Genomic DNA, 17777 nt, shown 5'->3' with positions numbered 1-17777 from the left:
GCACATGACGATCCGCGCGCTGGAGACCTCCGAGGTGCTCCGGCGCGCCGACGAGATCGCCGGGGTGTTCCAGCGGGCGTTCGGCTACTCCGACGAGCGGCGCGACCACTTCCGGGACACCCGGCTCGCCTACCTGCCGCTGTACGACGGCGCGCTGACGCTCGGCGCGTTCGAGGGCGAGGCGCTGGTGGGGTTCGTGTACGGGTTCGACTACCAGCCCGGCCACTGGTGGCCGCAGCAGGTGGGGCCGGCGCTGGAGCGTGCCGGGCACGGCGAGTGGACCGAGGACGCGTTCGAGCTGAACGAGCTGGAGGTCCTGCCGGAGCACCAGGGGCGAGGCCTGGGGACGGCGCTGATGCGGGAGCTGCTCGGCCGGGCCGCGCACCGTCACATCCTGTTGTCCACCACCGCGGACCCCGCCGACCGGGCCAAGGTGCTCTACCGCCGTCTCGGCTTCGTGGACCTGGTGCCCGGGTTCCGGTACGCCGGCGTCACCGAGCGGGCGAACATCATGGGCCGACGGCGTCAGCGCTCCCAGGAGTAGGGCGTCGTGGTGGACACCCGGGCGAAGCCGTAGCGCTCCAGGATCGGGCGGGAGTACTCGGTGGAGTCGCTGTGGATCAGGGTCTTGCCCTGGGCGAGGGCCGAGCGCGCGCGGGCCGCCGTGAGCGCCCGGTAGATGCCCTTGCCCCGCCACTCCGGGCGGGTGCTGCCGCCCCAGATCCCGGCGAAGTCGGTACCCGGCACGGGCTCCAGCCGGCCCGCGGTCACGATCTGGCCGTCGGCGTCCGCGACCCACAGCTCCATCTCGGGGTCGATCGCCTGCCGGCGCAGGATCGCGTTCGCCGTCCTGTCGGACACCGGGCTGCCGAACACCTCGTCCTGCATGGCGCACATGGCGCGCACGTCCGGCTCCTCGGTGACGCGGCGCAGCGTGACGCCGTCGGGCAGCGGGACGTCGACCGCGAGGGCCGCGGCGTCGCCGATCATGATCGACTCGGGCTCCTCGGGGACGAACCCGTGCTTCAGCAGCGCCTCGTGCAGCCCCGGCGCGTGGTCGTGGCCGCGGGTCTTCCACTCGACCTTCGTGATGCCGCCGTCGGCCCGGAAGTGGGCAACGGCCTCCTCGACGAGCTCCTGCACCCGTGCCTCGTCGGCCCCGCCGAGGTCGCGGTAGGTGACGAAGCCGCGCCCGCCCAGGAAGGTCACCAGGCGCACGGGCCCGAGAAGGGTCACGGAGATCGCGCTCGGCGTCTCGGCGTCGGTGCGGAGCTGTTCGTCGTAGGCCTGGAGCAGGCGCGAGGTGTCGGTCATAGGGCGATGTTCCGTTGCCGGGCCGGAGCCCGGCAACGGAATATCAGTCCTTGACGACCGTGCCGCCGTCGGCGACGAGCGGCACCCCGTTCTCCGGGGTCGCCGGGGTGTCGTCCGCATCCGCCTCGGGGGCCGACGCCGACGTGGAGAGCTCGAACGGCTCGCCGTCGTGCTTCTCGACGCCGGCGTCGACCGTCTCGGCCAGCACCTGCACCGCCAGCTCCCGTTTGAGGACCAGCGGGTCGCTGGAGAGGTCCTTCCACAGCGCCACGCAGAGCACGAGCATCACCACGACGAACGGCAGGGCCGAGACGATGGTGATGTTCTTCAGGCCGTTCAGCGCGGCGGCCGGATCGTCGCCGCCGGCCAGCAGCATCGCCGCGGCCACGGCGCCGGTGCTGACGCCCCAGAAGATCACCGACTTCTTGGTGGGGTTCTCGGCGCCGTTCTCGGACAGCCCGCCCATGATGATCGAGGCCGAGTCGGCGCCGGTGACGAAGAAGATCGCCACGAGCACGACGGCGAGGATCATCAGCGCGATCCCGACCCAGCCGGGCACCGGCAGGGCGCCGAGCAGCTGGAAGAAGATGAGGTCGAAGTTGATGTCGGCCCCGCCCTGACCGATCGCGGCGAGGGCCGCGCCCGTGTCCTGCGCCTGCTCGGCGCGCTCCTGCAGGCCGATGGCGCCGCCGCCGAAGATCGCGAACCACACCGTGGACACGATCGAGGGCACCAGCAGCACGCCGGTGACGAACTGGCGCACGGTGCGTCCGCGCGAGATGCGGGCGATGAACGGGCCGACGAACGGCGTCCAGGACACCCACCAGGCCCAGTAGAAGATGGTCCACGAGCCCATCCAGTCCGCGAGCGCCTGGTCGCCCGACGCCGCGGTCCGCGAGGCCATCTCCGGCAGGTTGCCGACGAAGGCGCCGAGGGAGGCGGGCAGCACGTTGAGGATGAACAGCGTGGGTCCGCCGATGAAGACGATGATCGCGAGCAGGAGCGCGAGCCACATGTTGGCGTTGGACAGCCACTGGATGCCGCGCTCGATGCCGGAGACGGCCGAGAGGACGAACAGGCAGGTCAGGATGGCGATGATGACCACGAGCGTGGCCGTGCCGACCGACTCCATGACGCCTGAGTGCTGGATGCCGCCGCCGATCTGCAGGGCGCCGAGGCCCAGGGAGCAGGCGGAGCCGAACAGGGTCGCGAGGATGGCGAGGATGTTGATGACCCGGCCGCCCGCGCCGTTGACGGCCTTGCGGCCGAACAGCGAGGTGAACATCGAGCTGAACAGCTGCGCGCGGCCCAGACGGTAGGTGCCGTAGGCCATGCCGAGGCCCACGATGGCGTACATCGCCCAGGGGTAGAGGGTCCAGTGGAACAGGGTCTGCCCCATCGCGGTGGACGCGGCTGCGGGGGTGGACCCGTCGACGGTGCCGGGCGGGGGCGCCATGTAGAAGTAGAGCGGCTCGCCCACGCCGTAGAACATGAGGCCGATGCCCATGCCGGTCGCGAACATCATCGCGATCCAGGACGGGGTGGAGAACTGCGGCTTCTCGCCGTCCTGGCCCAGGGGGATCTTGCCGAACCTGCCCATCGCCACGACGATCACGAAGATCGTGAAGATCGTGGCCGCGCTGACGAACAGCCAGCCGAAGTTCTTCAGGACGCCGCTCAGCGCGCTGTCGGCCACCGAGCCGAGGCTGTCGGGGCTGACGAAGCCCCACACGATGAAGGCGAGAGCGATCAGCCCGGCGACGCCGAAGACGATCCGGTCGGTGCCGACGCGCTGGTCCTGAGGCCCGAGAGCAGCCCGTTCGACCCGGCGTGCGGCGTGCTGGACACGCCCCAGCAGAGTCTTGGTGGTTTCTGAAGTACTCATCACAGCGGCCCTCCTTTCCGCCCGGGTCTGCCGGGTGGTCACACGGGAGGGCCAGGACTCCTTTACACATGAAGCGGCGATTTACAGAGCGCTTCACGTTAGCATCACACCTGCTTTTCACCCCGGCGAGGGGAGGCGAGGACGGCGGCACGCCCCGGGAGCGCGCCGCCGTCGGTCAGCCCTTGAGGCCGCTGTGCGCGAGCCCCTGGACGAACTGCTTCTGCGCCACGAGGAACACGGCCAGGACGGGCAGCACGGTGAGCGTCGTCGCTGCTAGCTGGACGTTCCACATGGGGCCGCCGTAGGCGTCGACGTACTGCGTCAGGGCCTGCGGGAGCGTGAAGTTCTCCTTGCTGGACAGGTACACGACGGGTTCGAGGTACAGGTTCCAGGACTTGAGGAACGTGAAGATCGCCACGGCACCCAGTGCGGACCGCGACAGCGGGACGGCGATGCGCCAGAAGACGCCCCAGCGCCCCAGGCCGTCGATCCGGCCCGCCTCCTCCAGCTCGGTCGGCAGCCCCAGGAAGAACTGGCGCATGATGAACACAGCCAGGACGGCGGGCGCCCCGAGCACCGGGATGACGATCAGCGGCCAGTGCGTGTTGATGAGCCCGAGGCTGTTGACGATGCGGAACAGGGGGACAATCGTCACCTCGGACGGCACCAGCAGGCCCACGAGCACCAGCACGAACAGGGCGTTGGCCCCGGGGAAGCGGATCCGCGCGAACGCGTAGCCCGCCATCGCCGCCACGAGCATGGTGCCGACCGTGACCAGCAGCGCGATGTAGAGCGAGTTCCAGTACTGCTGCGCGAACGGCTGCAGCGTGAACACCCGCCCGTACGCCTCCAGCGACGGGTCCTGCGGCCAGATGGTCGGCACCCGGCGCAGGATCTCGCTCATCGGCTTGAGGCTGGAGGTCGCCATCCACCAGGTGGGGAAGACGAACGGCACGCTCAGCACGGCCAGGAGCAGCACGAGCAGCCAGCGGGTCAGGCTGCGGCGGGCCCTGGCGCCCAGGCCGCGGCGCGGCGCCTGGCCACCGGTCGTGCCGTCCCGGGTGTCGTCCGGCGGCACGGCCGGGGCGCTGGGCCCGGGCCGGCCGGGGGCGGGCGCGGGCATCACGTCAGACTTCATGGAAGACCCACCTCTTGCGCGACTGCCACTGCAGCAGCGTCAGTACGAGGACGATGAGGAACAGCAGCACCGCCAGCGCGCTGGCGTAGCCGAACTCGTTGAACCGGAACGCCTGCTGGTACAGGTAGTAGACGAGGACCGTGGTCGAGTTCCCCGGACCGCCGCCGGTCAGCACGTCGATCTGCGCGAACACCTCGAGCGAGCCGACGATCGTGATGATCGAGACCAGCAGGATCGTCGGGCTGATCAGCGGCAGGGTGATCGAGCGGAACCGCCGCCACGCGCCGGCCCCGTCCAGCCGGGCCGCCTCCTGCAGCTCCTCGGGCACGCCCTGCAGCGCGGCGAGGAACAGGATCATGTTCAGCCCGACGTTCTTGAACACCTGGACGATGATCACGGCGATCATGGCCGTGGTGGGGTGCCGCAGCCAGTTCGGCCCCTGGACGCCGACCTGCTCCAGGAACCCGTTGATGCCGCCGTCGGCCTGGAGCAGGAAGCTCCAGACGATGGTCCAGGCGACCAGCGAGACGACGACCGGCGAGAAGAAGAAGGTCCGGAACGTGGTGGTGCCGGGCAGCTTCTGGTTGAGCAGGACGGCGAGCAACAGCGCCAGCGCGATGTTCACCACGACGAGCCCGATCGAGAACCACACGGTCGCCAGGAGCGCGTCCCCCAGCCCCGGGTCGGACGCCATCCGCTGGTAGTTCTCCGCCCCGACGAACGTGAAGGTGTTCGCCAGGACGTTCCACTCGTGCAGGGAGTACCAGACCACCATGCCGAGCGGCAGGACGACGAACGCGAGGGACCCCAGGACCACCGGGGCGACCATGGTGTACCCGACGAGCCAGTCGCGGCGTACCGCCGCTGACGCCGTTGCCACGATCAGTCCTCCAGCAGCGGCGTGATCGCCGAGCAGGTGTCGGCCAGGACGGCCTCGACGTCGGCGTCCTCGACCCAGAGCGCGTCGAGCTCGGCGCGCACCGTCTCCGACAGCTTGGCGAAGTTCTTGTGCGCCGGCTTGGTCACCGCGTCCTCGACGCCCTCGACGACCACGGCCTCGAGCTGGTCGGCGGTGAGCTTCGGGTTGGCGGCGGCCAGGCTGTCCCCGTTGAGCAGGGACTGGCGGGGCGGCGGGAAGTAGGCGGCGAGCTGCTCGGCGTTCTCCGGGTTGGTGAAGTACGCGAGGAAGTCGGCGGCGACGTCCGGGTGCTCGCTCGCGGCGAAGACCCCGACCCCGGCCTGGCCCACGACGTTCTGCTTGCCGGCCGGGCCCTCGGGCATCGGCACGATGTCCCAGTGGAAGGAGTCGTCGAGCGACGACGCCCGGCTGATCTGGGTGATCGTCATCGCGGCGTCACCGGCAAAGAAGTCGGCGGTGGTGCCCGGCGTCGGCAGGGCGCCGTCGGTGAACACGGCGTCGTGGAACCAGGTCATGGCGTCGACCATCTCCGGCTCCGTGAAGGTGCACTGCGTCCCGTCCGCGCTCCACGGGGCCGCCTTCCACCCCGACCAGACCGTGGCCAGGTTCTCCCACGCCTGGTAGTCGAAGTCCCGCACCACCAGACCCTGCTTGCCGGAGTCCGCGGCCGTCGCCGCGGCGATGTCCCGGGCGGCGTCGAAGGTCCACGTGCCGTCCGCGACCAGGTCGACCGGGTTGGGCTGGCCCGCCGCCTCGATCTGGTCGGTGTTGACGAACATCGCGAAGGGGCTGTTGGAGAAGGGGTAGGCGTACAGCCCCTCGCCGTCCTGCCACAGCGACAGGGCGCTGGGCACCAGGTCGTCGTACGCGTAGCCGTCGGTGCCCTCGAGCACCGGGGCCAGGTCCACGAGCGCGCCGCTGGCCACGAACTCCGGGGCGTTGCTCTCGAAGATCCACGCCAGGTCCGGGGCGTTGCCGCCCGCGAGCTGGGTGGTCAGTGCCGTCGTGTAGTCCTCGAACGGGATGGTCTCGAACGTCACGCTCGAGACCAGCTCCGGGTTGTCGGCCACGTAGGCGTCCGCGATGGACTGGAAGAGGTCGAGCTGGGTCTCGTCCGCCGTCCAGACGGTCATCCGCAGGTCGACCGGCTCGGACGGGGTCTCGGGCTCGCCCACGGGCGCGTCGGTCCCGCCCGCGCACGCGGTCAGGGCCAGGGCCGTCCCGAGGACGGCGGCGGTTCCCGCCGTCCTGCGGGTCCGGGGGTGCAGTGCAGACATCAGTTCTCCTTTGAACAGTGGGGTGCGTCAGTAGGGGTGGGCCTCAGCCGGCCAGCGGAGCTCGACGCCGGAGGCGACGAGCTCGGTCTGGTAGTCGGCGAGCAGGTCCGGCTCGGACTGGACCGCGTGCGGGGTGCGGCCGGTGGCGAGGCAGTGCGCGGCCAGGTGTCCGGCGGCCTCGCCCACGTTCCACTCGACCGGGTGCAGCCGGTAGCACCCGTTCGTGATGTGGGTGGTGCCGATGTTCTTGTTGCCGGCGAGCAGGTTGGTCGTGCGCCGCGGCAGCAGGGCGCCGAGCGGGATCTCGAACGGGGTGGACGGCACGTCGATGTAGGTGTCGCCGCCCGTGGAGGGGTGCAGGTCGATCCGGTACATGCCCACGCCGACCGAGTCCGCGTACCGGGTGGCGCCCCGGTCGCCGCGCACGGCGTAGGAGACGTCGTTCTCGGTGACCGTCGTGACCGCCTTGATGCGACGGGACTCGCGGTGGTAGGCGGCCTGGGCCAGCCCGTCCGCGTTGCCCATGACGTCGGGGCGCAGGCGCAGGCCCGGGAACCCCGTGCCGCCGTCGGGCCGCGGCGCCTCGGTCTGCATCCAGTAGAGCATCGAGAGGCTGAGCTGCCGCGCGTCGGCGATCCGCGCCTCCTCCTCCTCGCGCGGCACGTCCAGCACGTGGCCCAGGAAGTAGTCGATGCTCGGCCAGTTCACCAGGCACAGGTCGCTGGCATAGAACCCCGGCGCGTGCAGGTCGCGCGCGGCGATGCGGCGGAACAGCCACAGGTTGCCGTCGCCGGCGTTCTTCGACTGGTCGGCGTCCACGGCGAGCGGGTCGTCGCCCGGGTTGGGGGTGAACGACCGCTTCTCCAGCGCGAGCGTGCGCGGGTTGGGCGCCGTCCACGACAGGAGCTGCTCGCCGCCCCAGGCGGCGGGCGCGTAGGTGCGCCAGAAGTCGTAGCGCTCGGGCTTCTCGATGGTGTGGTCGCCGTCCGCGTGCTCGACGACGAAGCACACGCTCAGGGCCTGGACGTTGTCCGGCTGGGCCTCGTCCGGGGCGCTGGGCTCCCCCGTCTCGTGCCGGGACTCGAACCCGGTGACGTACTCCGTGCCGGTCAGCGGCAGGAGCTCGCCGGTCTCGGTCGCGTCGATCGTGTAGGCCGCGACGACCGTCACGTCCTCGCCGTCCACGACGGACCGGAGCGTCACCGAGGTGACCCGGTCGCCGTCGGTGGTGGCCGACGTCGGGCGGACGCGCTCCAGCATCCGGATGCGACCCGCCGAACGGTAGGGGGCGAGCATCTCCTCCAGCACGCCCACCGCGACCCGCGGCTCGTGGCACAGCTTGGACACCCACCCGGCGCCCGGGTTGAGCTCCGCCCAGTCCCGCGCCCCGCCCGTCAGCGGGTAGCGCCGGCGGTAGACGTCGCGGATGCCGTCGCGCAGCGCGCGGTAGCGGGCCGTCACGCCGAACCGCTCGACCCAGGGGTGCTCGTCCGGCGGCACGCCCTGCGACGTCAGCTGCCCCCCGATCCACGGGTGCTCCTCGGTGAGGACGACGCTCGCGCCCCGGTCGGCGGCGGCCAGCGCGGCGGCGATGCCGCCGAGGCCGGCGCCCACCACGAGCACGTCGGTCTGCAGGTCTTGATGGGTCACGCGTGGTCCGTCCTGTCGTCTGTGTCGGTTCGGGAGCCTGTTCCGGTGCTTGGGGGCGGCGGCGCGACGGTGGCGCCCTCCACGTCCGGACACACGAGGACCTGGTGCAGCTCGGCGTCCGTCACGGCGGCGGGCCGCCGGGTGTCGCGCTCCCGCCGCGGCTCGTCGTCCGACACGAGGCGCGAGAGGAGGTAGAGCGCGCGGGCGCCCATCTCCTCGCGGGGCACGGAGAAGCCGGACCACTGCCGGCCGCCGCGCCGCGGGTGGTGCGGCTGCCCGAGCAGCAGCACCGAGACGTCGTCGGGCACGCGCCGGCCGCGCCGTTCGAGCTCGTCGGCGAGCTCCTCGGGGTGGTTCTCCGGGGCCACGACGACGGCGGTGAAGCGCTGGTCGACGATCTCGGCCGCGGTGGCGGCGACGTCCTCCAGCTCGACGAACCGCGTGGTGAGCCCGTGGGTCTTCATCGCGGTGCGGTAGCCCTCGACGCGGTCGAGCGTGGGCTGGTCGGTGCCGCGCATCCCCACGTAGCCGATGCGCTGGTGACCGTGGGCGACGAGGCGGTCGATCTGCCGCACGGTGCCGCCCACGTAGTCGGCGCCCACGTAGGGCAGCCGGCCCCCGTCGCTGCCGCGCTTGCCGATGAAGACGAACGGGTAGTTGGTGTCGAGCAGGTGCTGCAGCTCGCCACGGTGCTCGTGCTGCCCGAGCAGCAGGCAGCCGTCGGCCACGCCGAGCCGCTGCCAGCCGTCCCGGGTGAGCCGGCGACGGCCGTCCGCCACGGGGGCGCTGGTGAACAGCAGGATGTCCACGCCGAGCCGCTCGGCGGCGTGCTCGATCCCGGTCAGGAACGGCCCGTAGAAGTCGCGGCTGGCACGCGGGAACGTGGCCTCGTACGTGAACACGCCGAGGATCTGGGCGAGCCCGCCCGCGAGGCGCTGCGCGGCCGGGTTGGCCGTGTAGCCCGTGATGCGGATGGCGTCCAGCACGCGCTGGCGCGTCTCCTCGCTGATCCGCACGCCGGCCGGCGTGCTGCCGTTGAGCACGAACGAGACGGTGGCCTGGCTGACGCCCGCCATGGCGGCGACGTCCGTCTGGGTGATGCGACGACGTGGCACGGCTCCTCCTCGAACGCCCGGTCGGGTCATCGTTGACCCCGGGAGTCTCACGGGACGCCGAGCGTGCGGTCAATCTGATGATGCGCATTATTAGCAACCCGCCCCGGCGGGCCCGTGCGGGCGCGAACGGGCGCCTGGGCCGCCACCGGCGCCGGATGTGGCGCATTATCAGCGGCCGTGTCGATGGACTTGATTACCACCCTTGACCGGCCGTCCGGTGCGCCCGAAGGCTGGCGCGGTCGTGACACACGACGTCATGGCACTGCGACGAAGGAGTACGCATCATGGCTGTTCTCACCGCGCGCCGAGCCCTCGCCGGCGCCGCGCTCGCCCTCGTGGTCGCGCTGATACCCGGGGTGACCCAGGCGGCGACCCCACCGCCGTCCGCGGAGCCCGCGCACGGCGCGCCCGGGGCCGCGCTGCCGGTCTTCACGTCGACCGGCGCGATCGTCGACCCGCTCGACGACACGCTCCCGCACAACCCCAACCAGGAGTTCATCTTCCCGTCGGTGTTCCATGCCGGGGCACACCTGAGGGACCCGCTGGGCGAGTGGTACGTCTACTACGCACCGCACGACGACCCGGGCGGCATCAACCTGATGTACGCCGACTCCCTCGACGGGCCGTGGACCCAGTACGAGGGCAGCCCGGTGGTCTCGAACCAGTGGGAGGGCATCTACGACGTGCCGCACGTCTCCTCTCCCGACGCGGTGTGGAACGCCGCCGAGCGCCGGATGTACCTGTACTTCCACGGCGACAACACGGTGACCCGCTACGCGACCTCGACCGACGGCGTGACCTTCGACTACGGCGACGAGGCGGTCACCACCGAGATGGTCGACGCCGCCCAGCCCGGCCGGCACGCCACCGAGACGTCGTATGCGCGGGTCTTCCCCAACCCCGACCGGTCGTCGCCGCAGCGCTGGGCGATGCTGTTCATGACCAACTACGACACGAACGTGCGGCACATCAACCTGGCCTATTCGCGGGACGGGCGGGACTGGCAGGTCGAGCCCGAGCCCATCGTGACGCCCGGCCCGGCGGAGGGTACGAACGTGTCGGCCGCCGACCTGTGGCGCTGGAAGGGCCGCAACTACATCGTCTACGGCTCCACCGTCGGCACGATCTTCGCGCGCCAGGTGGACCGGACCCTCACCGACGTGGGCGAGCCCGAGCCGCTGTTCGTCCCGCGCCCGGCGCCGCCCGAGGCCGGACGGGCGTCGTCCCCGCAGATCGTCACCGACCGCGGCAGGACGCACCTGATCTACGAGTACGGCGAGCGGTCGCACACGACGGTCGGGCACGCGGTGCTCGACCCCGACGGCGTCCGGGACCCGCTCAACACTCGCCCCGAGGACCCGATGTACGCGCAGTGCACCGGCGCGGGCTCCGACGAGCTCGACGGCGACGCGCTCGACCGCACCCTGTGGTCGACGTCGGTGCGGGGCACCCTGGACCGCTCGCTCGTGGCCGACGGCGCGTGGCGCATCCCGACCTACCCCGGCAACTCGACGTCGGCCCCGCTGCTGCTGCAGCCGGTGCCGGGAACTCCCTGGGAGGTGACCACGCAGGTCACGCTCGATCCGCAGGTCAACTTCCAGCAGGCCGGCCTGATCGTGCGGCGCGACGACGCCAACTCGGTGCGGATCGACATCTCGCACGTCGACGCCGGCAAGCGGTTCGACTTCGTCTGGCGCAACAACGGGGTGGACCAGAACAACGCGTGGACGGCGGAGGACTCCGCGCTGGCCCCGCCGGAGACGGGCGACACCGTGTGGCTGCGGATCACCCACCACGGCGAGTGGCTGACCGCGTCGTACAGCGTGGACGGCGCGACGTTCGTCAACCTCGGGCGTGCCACCCCGGCCGGCCAGCTCGACGCGACCGACGTCGGGCCGTTCGCCTACCGGGGGCCGGCGGCCACGCCCGAGCTCACGGCGGCCTTCGACTGGATCCGGTTCACGCCGGACGAGGACGAGCTGGCCGGCTGCGCCTGACCAGACTTGCCGTCCTGTATCGACAACTGTCAACATAGACACCAGTCGATATACCGGAGGACGGCGATGACTGCACTCACCCCGTCAGGCGCGCGCGGGCTGGAGTCGCACGCGATGGGCGTGGACGCCGCGACAGCCGTGGCGTCCACGCTCAAGGCCCTGGCCGAACCGCTGCGGCTGCGCATGCTGTCGGCCATCGCGACGAGCCCGGACGGCGAGGTCACCGTGGGCGAGCTCGCCACGCTGACCGACGTGTCGCAGCCCACGGTGTCCCACCACCTCAAGGTGCTGCGCGACGTCGGCCTGCTGACCGCGGACCGGCGGGGCACCTCGGTCTGGTACCGCATCGAGCCGGCCTACCGCGGCGCGGTGCACACGCTGCTGGACCGGTTCGCCCCGGCGGCGGTCGACGTGGCGGGCCGGGCGCACCTGACCGCGCTGGAGAACGTCGATCCGGCCCTCGACCGGCTCGCCGCCTCGCTGGCCGAGCGATTCCCGGCGACGCCGCGGGGCGAGTGCGTGCGGGTGGTCCGCGAGTCGTACACCGCGCTGGCCCGCCGGGGCGGCGAGGCCACCCACCTGGTCCCGCTCACCGAGCACTTCGCCCGGCAGCGCATCGTCGACGCGGAGCAGGCGCACGCGCGCGAGACCGGCGCGGACGGCGCACGACGTCCGCCGCAGGTGCTGTTCGTCTGCGTGGCCAACGCCGGGCGGTCCCAGCTCGCCGCCGCCCTGATGCGGCACCACGCGGGCGACCGGGTGGTGGTCCGCTCCGCCGGCTCGGCCCCCGCGGCCGACGTGCACGCCGGCGTCCGCGGGCTCCTGGAGGAGCTCGGCGACGCCGCGGCCGCCGACGAGGTGGACGACGTGACCCGCTTCTACCCCAAGCCCCTGACCGACGACGCGGTCCGCGCGGCCGACGTCGTGGTGACCATGGGCTGCGGCGACGTCTGCCCGGTGCTGCCCGGCACCCGGTACGAGGACTGGATGGTGGGCGACCCCGCCCTCGCCTCCCCCGCCGGCGTCGCCGCGATCCGCGACGAGCTCGACGAGCGCGTGCGCGCCCTGCTCGCCGACCTGTCCACCCAGGCCGCCTGACCCACCGCAAGAGCCGGAGAACCTCATGAGCAGCACCGAGACCAGCAAGCCGTCCGCCCTGTTCGTCTGCGTGCACAACGCGGGCCGCTCCCAGATGGCCGCGGGATTCCTGCGCGAGCTGTCCGGGGACGCCGTCGAGGTGCGCTCGGCCGGGTCCATGCCCGCGCAGATGATCAACCCGACCGCCGTCGAGGCCATGCTGGAGCGCGGCATCGACATCCGCGCCGAGCAGCCCAAGGTGCTGACGGACGAGGCCGTGCGGGCCTCCGACGTCGTCATCACCATGGGCTGCGGGGACGCCTGCCCCTACTACCCCGGCAAGGACTACCAGGACTGGGAGCTCGACGACCCGGCCGGCCAGGGCATCGAGGCGGTGCGGCCCATCCGCGACGAGATCGAGCACCGCGTGCGCGGCCTGCTGGCGCAGCTCGGCGTGGAGCCCACCGCGTGACGCACGACCTCTCGGCACGTACCGCCCGACGGGTCGGGCCCGAGCCCGCCGCGCCGGACGCCGCAACCCGGCCGGAACTGTGGCGTCGCGCCCTCGCCGAAGCCCTGGGGACGGGACTGCTGGTGGCGATCGTGGTCGGGTCCGGTGTCGCGGCGCAGAGCCTGTCCCCGGACGACGTCGGGCTGCAGCTCCTGCAGAACAGCCTGGCCACGACCCTCGGGCTCGCGGTGCTGATCGCGGTGCTCGGCCCGGTCAGCGGAGCACACCTCAACCCGGTGATCACCGGCGTGGACTGGTTCACCGGTCGCCGCGACGGTTCCGGCGTGAGCGCAGGGCACGGCGGCGTCTACGTCCTCGCGCAGGTCGCGGGGGCCGTCGGGGGCGTCCTGCTGGCCAACGCGATGTTCGGCGTCCCGGCGGGCCTGTCGACGAACGACCGCGCGACCGGCCCGCACCTGCTCGCGGAGGTCGTGGCGACCACGGGCCTGGTGGTGGTGATCCTCGGGCTGCAGCGCTCCGGACGTACCGGCTGGATCCCGGCGGCGGTCGGCGCCTACATCGGCGCGGCCTACTGGTTCACCTCGTCGACGTCGTTCGCCAACCCCGCCGTGACCCTCGGGCGGATGCTCAGCGACACCTTCGCCGGTATCGCCCCCACCTCGGTGCTGCCGTTCGTCGCCGCCCAGCTGGTGGGCGGGGCGCTCGGCGTGCTGATCGCCGCGGCCCTGTTCCCCCGGACGCCAGTCCTGCAGATCGAGAACAACGGGCCGACCGCCGCCCGTCAACCAGAGGAAACCCTGTGAGCACCTCGCCGTCCCCCAAGATCGTCGTCGTCGGATCGGTTGCGGCGGGCACCTCGGCCGCCGCGAAGGCTCGGCGCAACACCGAGACCGCCCGCATCACCGTCTACGAGCGTGACCACGACATCTCCTACTCCGGCTGTGGCCTGCCCTATTTCGTGGGCGGCGAGGTCGAGACCATCGACGAACTGACGCCGCGCGACGCCGAATGGTTCAAGGCCCGGTATGACGTCGACGTCCGCACCGGACACGAGGTGATCGCCGTGGACCCGGCGGCGCGGAGCGTCACCGTGCGTGACCTGGCCTCGGAGGTCACGTTCGAGGACTCGTACGACGAGCTCGTCCTGGCCACCGGCGTGCGCAGCGTGGTCCCGCCCCTGCCCGGCGTCGACCTTCCCGGCGTGTTCACCGTGCGTAACCCCACGGACGCGCGGGCGATCCGCGACTGGATCGAGTCCCGTCAGGCGCGCCGGGCCGTCGTGGTCGGCGCCGGGTACATCGGCCTGGAGATGACCGAGCAGCTGACCGGGCGCGGCATCGCGGTGACGGTGGTCGAGGCTCTGGAGCACGCCATGCCGCGGATGGATGCGGACATGTCGGCGCGCGTGGACGCCGAGCTACGCCGCAGCGACGTCGACCTGCGCGTGTCCGCTCGGGTCGCAGCGATCGAGGGCGACGCGGACGGCGTGACCGGTGTCCGCGTGGGCTCACCGGACGACGGCGAGTCCGTGCCCGCCGACCTGGTGATCGTCTCGGTGGGCGTGCGGCCGAACCTGGAGCTTGCCCGGCAGGCCGGTGTGACGATCGGACCGACCGGAGCGGTCGCCGTCGACCGGCAGGGGCGCACCGACGTGCCGCACGTGTGGGCCGTGGGTGACGTGGCCGAGTCGTTCAACCTGATCACCGGTGAACCGGCCTGGGTGCCGCTGGGGTCGACGGCGAACAAGATGGGCCGTATCACCGGCGATGCGATCACCGGCGGCACCCTGGAGCATCGCGGCATCCTGGGCACCTCGATCGTGCGGGTCTTCGACGTGGCGGTGGCCCAGACCGGACTGACGGAGGACCAGGCCCGTGCGGCCGGGTACGACGTCGAGGTGCTGCACAACATCAAGCCCGACCGGCCGGAGTACCTCGGCGGCAAGCCTCTGCTGATCAAGGCGGTCGCCGACCGCGCCTCCGGGCGGCTCCTGGGCGCCCAGGCGATCGGCGGGTCCGGGGCGGACAAACGGATCGACATCCTGGCCACGGCCATCACCTTCGGCGCCGACGTGGCCGACCTGTTCCACCTGGACCTGGCCTACTCCCCGACGTACGCGACCACGAAGGACCCTGTGCACTACACGGGCATGGCGCTGACGAATGCAATCCACGGGAGTGCGCCGCTGATCACGCCGTCCGAGCTGGCCCGGCGTCGGGCGGACGGCGAGAAGATCCAGGTCGTGGACGTGCGCTCGGCCAAGGACCGGGCCAAGGGCTTCGTGGACGGATCACTGCACATTCCGCTCGCAGAACTGCGGGTTCGATCGAGCGAGCTGGACCCGGCCGTGCTGACGGTGACGTACTGCAACAAGGGCGTGACGGGGAACGCGGGACAGAACGTGCTGCGCAACCTCGGGTTCGAGCAGGTCTACAACCTCTCCGGCGGCAACAAGAACTACCAGGCCTGGGCCACTGCTCACCAGCCGAACGGCGAAGACGGGAGGGTGTGAGCCCGGGCAACGCGCCCGGGCTCACACCCTCCCGTCATCGCGGGATCACTCGTCTCCGGAGCGGCCGTGCTCGACTCCGGTCGCGAACCCGACCTTGACCGGCTCGGGCGCGGAGTCACAGCTCGACGTCGACCCGGAACCACCGCCGCAGTCGCCCGCCGAATCGGCGGGCGCACCCAGGCCGAGGGTCACCGCCTGCGGGCCGGCCGGCGCACCGCAGCAGCCGCCGCCTGACACGTCCGCCAGCGCCAGGGCCGCCGAGGAGACCACGCCGTCCGCGTCCGCGGCGAACGCCAGGTCCGAGGAGCAGACGCCGGTCTGCGGCAGGTCCAGCTCGACGGCGTCGGCCGCGGCGCGGTCCCCCGCCAGGGCCGCGACCACGGACCGCACCTGCTCGTACCCGGTGGCCAGCAGGAACGTCGGCGCCCGGCCGTAGGACTTCATGCCGACCAGGTAGAACCCGTCGTCGGGGTGAGCCAGCTCCGTCTCGCCGTGCGCGGGCACCGTGCCGCAGGAGTGGAGATTGGGGTCGATCAGGGGCGCGATGGCGCGCGGCGCCTCGACCACGGGATCCAGGTCGAGGCGCACCTCGCGCAGCATGCCCAGGTCGGGCCGGAACCCCGTGGCGTTGACGATCATGTCCACGCGCAGGTCCAGGACGCCGTCGGCGCCGTCCTCGCGCGACGCGCCCAGCACGCGCACGGCGCCCGACTCCACGGGCTCGAGCCGTTCGATCTCGACCCGGGTCAGCAGCCGCACGCCGCCGGCCTCGACGGCGTCGCGCAGGCGGGTGCCGAGCAGGCCGCGGGCGGGCAGCTCGTCGTCCGACCCGCCGCCGTACAGGCGCCGCGGGGAACCCCCGCGGATGGCCCAGACGATCCGCGTGGCGGGCTCGGCCTGGGCCAGCTCGACCAGGCCGAGCAGGGTGTTCGCCGCGGAGTGGCCCATGCCCACCACCAGGGTGGTGCGCCCGGCAAAGCGCTCCCGGTCGGCACCCAGCACATCGGGCAGGGCACCGCTCAGGTGGCCGTCCGCCGATTCCTCGCCGATCGCCGGGAGGCCCGACAGCCCGAGCGGGTTCGGCGTGCCGAAGGTGCCCGAGGCGTCGATGACCGCGCCGGCCCGGGTCTCCCGGACCTGCCCGCCGGCGGTGTACCGCACCAGGTAGGGACGGCGCTCGCGGCCCAGCGACCGGGACCGGTCCGCGCCGTCCCGGGCGACGTCGGTGACGCGGGCGTCGTAGCGGACGCGGTCGCCGAGGGCGTCGGCCAGGGGCGTCAGGTAGTTCTCCACCAGGTCACGACCGGTGGGAAGCGCGTCCGGGTTGGGCTCCGACCAGCCCGTTCCCGTCAGCAGCCGGCGGGCGGCGGCGTCGACGTCGTACCGCCACGGGGAGAAGAGGCGCACGTGGCCCCACGACGCGACGGCGGCGCCGGGGCCGCCGCCGGCCTCCAGCACGAGCGGCTCCAGGCCGCGTTCCAGCAGGTGCGCCGCGGCAGCGAGGCCGACCGGCCCGGCGCCGATGACGACGACGGGCAGGTTCTCGCGGGACGTCTCGGACATGACCCACTCCTCAGATCGAAGTTTCTCGATGGGTTGACGTGTGCAACATATCCATAATCTTCGATGCGTGGCAAGATGGGGGCATGGTCACCACTCTCACCCTGACGGACACGTCGCGCACCAGCCCGGATGCGGCGTCGGGCGCATGCTGCGCGCCCCTCGTGCGCGAGGCGGCGGACCCGCAGACGGCCGCCGAGCTGGCCCGGGTGTTCAAGGCTCTCGGTGACCCCACCCGAGTGCGCCTGCTGTCGATCGTCGCGGCGCACGACGGTGGCGAGGCGTGCGTCTGCGACCTCACCGAACCGGTCGGGCTGTCGCAGCCCACGGTGAGCCACCACCTCAAGCTGATGGTCGACGCCGGCCTGCTCACCCGCGAGCAGCGCGGCAAGTGGGCCTACTACTCGGTGGTGCCGGGAGCGCTGAACCGGCTCGGGGTGCTGCTCACGGAGGCGACGGTCTGATCCTGCCCGGCCGAGGCGGTCAGACCAGCCCGGCCAGCCCGAGGGCGAGGCCGAGCACCGCGCACACGCCGAGGGTGCGCAGCACCGACCAGCGGACGACGAAGAGCAGCAGCGCGGCCAGGGCGGCGATGCCGAGCGCGACCGGTTCCAGGCTTGTGACGTCCGGGATGTCGAGGCTCAGCGGTCCGGCGGTCCAGGTGGTGGAGCCGGTGAACAGGGTGTGCGTGGTGAAGTACAGGGCGAGGTTGGCGATGACGCCGACCACCGCCGCCGTGATCGCGGTGAGCGCGGCGGACAGGGTGCGGTTGCCGCGCAGCCGCTCGACGTAGGGCGCGCCGAGAAAGATGAACAGGAACGAGGGCACGAACGTGACCCAGGTGGTCAGCAGCGCGCCGAG

16 protein-coding genes are annotated in these 17777 nt (G+C 72.0%); 7 read left to right on the top strand and 9 right to left on the bottom strand.

From position 1 onward, the window contains the following. The first annotated feature begins 4 nt into the window (after positions 1 to 4). Complete coding sequence (locus tag ACIPN7_RS28900; RefSeq protein ID WP_400550513.1) at positions 5 to 544, top strand: GNAT family N-acetyltransferase; 540 nt, start codon at positions 5 to 7, stop codon at positions 542 to 544. Here the strand turns inward: ACIPN7_RS28900 and ACIPN7_RS28895 are convergent. The 7 genes from ACIPN7_RS28895 to ACIPN7_RS28865 form a co-directional block, all read right to left on the bottom strand. Further along, on the bottom strand, positions 526 to 1314 hold the full coding sequence (locus ACIPN7_RS28895) for a GNAT family N-acetyltransferase (protein ID WP_400550511.1): 789 nt from the start codon (positions 1312 to 1314) through the stop codon (positions 526 to 528). The genes ACIPN7_RS28900 and ACIPN7_RS28895 overlap by 19 nt on opposite strands. Positions 1315 to 1357: 43 nt before the next feature. Continuing rightward, positions 1358 to 3199 (bottom strand): BCCT family transporter, encoded by a 1842-nt coding sequence (locus ACIPN7_RS28890; protein ID WP_400550509.1) that lies wholly within the window; start codon positions 3197 to 3199, stop codon positions 1358 to 1360. 175 nt (positions 3200 to 3374) lie between these two features. Beyond that, entirely contained in the window at positions 3375 to 4337 is a 963-nt protein-coding gene (locus ACIPN7_RS28885) for a carbohydrate ABC transporter permease (protein WP_400550508.1), read from the bottom strand. Continuing rightward, positions 4327 to 5217 carry a carbohydrate ABC transporter permease gene (locus tag ACIPN7_RS28880; RefSeq protein ID WP_400550506.1) on the bottom strand — a complete coding sequence of 297 codons (891 nt, stop codon included), beginning with the start codon at positions 5215 to 5217 and terminating at the stop codon, positions 4327 to 4329. The genes ACIPN7_RS28885 and ACIPN7_RS28880 overlap by 11 nt, the downstream gene beginning before the upstream one ends. A gap of 2 nt (positions 5218 to 5219) precedes the next feature. Continuing rightward, a complete protein-coding gene (locus ACIPN7_RS28875) occupies positions 5220 to 6533 on the bottom strand; it encodes an ABC transporter substrate-binding protein (protein WP_400550504.1) in 1314 nt (437 codons plus the stop codon). Positions 6534 to 6560: 27 nt separating this feature from the next. Beyond that, positions 6561 to 8183 (bottom strand): FAD-dependent oxidoreductase, encoded by a 1623-nt coding sequence (locus ACIPN7_RS28870; protein ID WP_400550502.1) that lies wholly within the window; start codon positions 8181 to 8183, stop codon positions 6561 to 6563. Then, positions 8180 to 9298, bottom strand: a complete 1119-nt coding sequence (locus ACIPN7_RS28865) for a LacI family DNA-binding transcriptional regulator (protein ID WP_400550500.1) — start codon at positions 9296 to 9298, stop codon at positions 8180 to 8182. Before ACIPN7_RS28865 ends, ACIPN7_RS28870 begins: the two co-directional genes overlap by 4 nt. 284 nt (positions 9299 to 9582) lie before the next feature. Between ACIPN7_RS28865 and ACIPN7_RS28860 the strand changes: the two genes are divergently transcribed. The 5 genes from ACIPN7_RS28860 (at position 9583) to ACIPN7_RS28840 (ending at position 15356) form a co-directional block, all read left to right on the top strand. Further along, positions 9583 to 11295, top strand: a complete 1713-nt coding sequence (locus tag ACIPN7_RS28860; RefSeq protein ID WP_400550498.1) for a DUF1349 domain-containing protein — start codon at positions 9583 to 9585, stop codon at positions 11293 to 11295. 66 nt (positions 11296 to 11361) lie between these two features. After that, positions 11362 to 12393, top strand: coding sequence for a metalloregulator ArsR/SmtB family transcription factor (locus tag ACIPN7_RS28855; RefSeq protein ID WP_400550496.1), 1032 nt, complete (start codon positions 11362 to 11364; stop codon positions 12391 to 12393). 25 nt (positions 12394 to 12418) lie between these two features. Further along, positions 12419 to 12844, top strand: a complete 426-nt coding sequence (locus ACIPN7_RS28850; protein ID WP_400550494.1) for an arsenate reductase ArsC — start codon at positions 12419 to 12421, stop codon at positions 12842 to 12844. Between the two features lie 77 nt (positions 12845 to 12921). After that, the gene (locus ACIPN7_RS28845) at positions 12922 to 13647 is read left to right on the top strand and encodes an aquaporin (protein WP_400550592.1); all 726 of its coding nucleotides are present in this window, start codon (positions 12922 to 12924) and stop codon (positions 13645 to 13647) included. Then, positions 13644 to 15356 carry an FAD-dependent oxidoreductase gene (locus ACIPN7_RS28840; protein ID WP_400550492.1) on the top strand — a complete coding sequence of 571 codons (1713 nt, stop codon included), beginning with the start codon at positions 13644 to 13646 and terminating at the stop codon, positions 15354 to 15356. Before ACIPN7_RS28845 ends, ACIPN7_RS28840 begins: the two co-directional genes overlap by 4 nt. 45 nt (positions 15357 to 15401) lie before the next feature. On the opposite strand, the gene ACIPN7_RS28835 is transcribed toward ACIPN7_RS28840, so the two are convergent. Next, entirely contained in the window at positions 15402 to 16919 is a 1518-nt protein-coding gene (locus ACIPN7_RS28835; protein WP_400550490.1) for an FAD-dependent oxidoreductase, read from the bottom strand. Between the two features lie 83 nt (positions 16920 to 17002). Between ACIPN7_RS28835 and ACIPN7_RS28830 the strand changes: the two genes are divergently transcribed. Continuing rightward, entirely contained in the window at positions 17003 to 17380 is a 378-nt protein-coding gene (locus ACIPN7_RS28830; protein WP_400550488.1) for an ArsR/SmtB family transcription factor, read from the top strand. 19 nt (positions 17381 to 17399) lie between these two features. Here the strand turns inward: ACIPN7_RS28830 and ACIPN7_RS28825 are convergent. Further along, positions 17400 to 17777, bottom strand: a 378-nt coding sequence (locus tag ACIPN7_RS28825) for a chromate transporter (protein ID WP_400550486.1), incomplete at its 5' end; no start/stop codon positions are given.

Source organism: Promicromonospora sp. NPDC090134 (genome assembly GCF_044746965.1).
In the GTDB taxonomy this organism is placed as follows: Bacteria; Actinomycetota; Actinomycetes; order Actinomycetales; family Cellulomonadaceae; genus Promicromonospora.
This window is presented reverse-complemented; position numbering and strand designations above follow the sequence as displayed.

Bases quoted from the DNA above. Each gene is read 5' to 3' on its own strand.
- ACIPN7_RS28900 (WP_400550513.1), top strand. From the start codon at position 5: ATGACGATCCGCGCGCTGGAGACCTCCGAGGTGCTCCGGCGCGCCGAC.
- ACIPN7_RS28895 (WP_400550511.1), bottom strand. From the start codon at position 1,314: ATGACCGACACCTCGCGCCTGCTCCAGGCCTACGACGAACAGCTCCGC.
- ACIPN7_RS28890 (WP_400550509.1), bottom strand. From the start codon at position 3,199: ATGAGTACTTCAGAAACCACCAAGACTCTGCTGGGGCGTGTCCAGCAC.
- ACIPN7_RS28885 (WP_400550508.1), bottom strand. From the start codon at position 4,337: ATGAAGTCTGACGTGATGCCCGCGCCCGCCCCCGGCCGGCCCGGGCCC.
- ACIPN7_RS28875 (WP_400550504.1), bottom strand. From the start codon at position 6,533: ATGTCTGCACTGCACCCCCGGACCCGCAGGACGGCGGGAACCGCCGCC.
- ACIPN7_RS28860 (WP_400550498.1), top strand. From the start codon at position 9,583: ATGGCTGTTCTCACCGCGCGCCGAGCCCTCGCCGGCGCCGCGCTCGCC.
- ACIPN7_RS28855 (WP_400550496.1), top strand. From the start codon at position 11,362: ATGACTGCACTCACCCCGTCAGGCGCGCGCGGGCTGGAGTCGCACGCG.
- ACIPN7_RS28850 (WP_400550494.1), top strand. From the start codon at position 12,419: ATGAGCAGCACCGAGACCAGCAAGCCGTCCGCCCTGTTCGTCTGCGTG.
- ACIPN7_RS28835 (WP_400550490.1), bottom strand. From the start codon at position 16,919: ATGTCCGAGACGTCCCGCGAGAACCTGCCCGTCGTCGTCATCGGCGCC.
- ACIPN7_RS28830 (WP_400550488.1), top strand. From the start codon at position 17,003: ATGGTCACCACTCTCACCCTGACGGACACGTCGCGCACCAGCCCGGAT.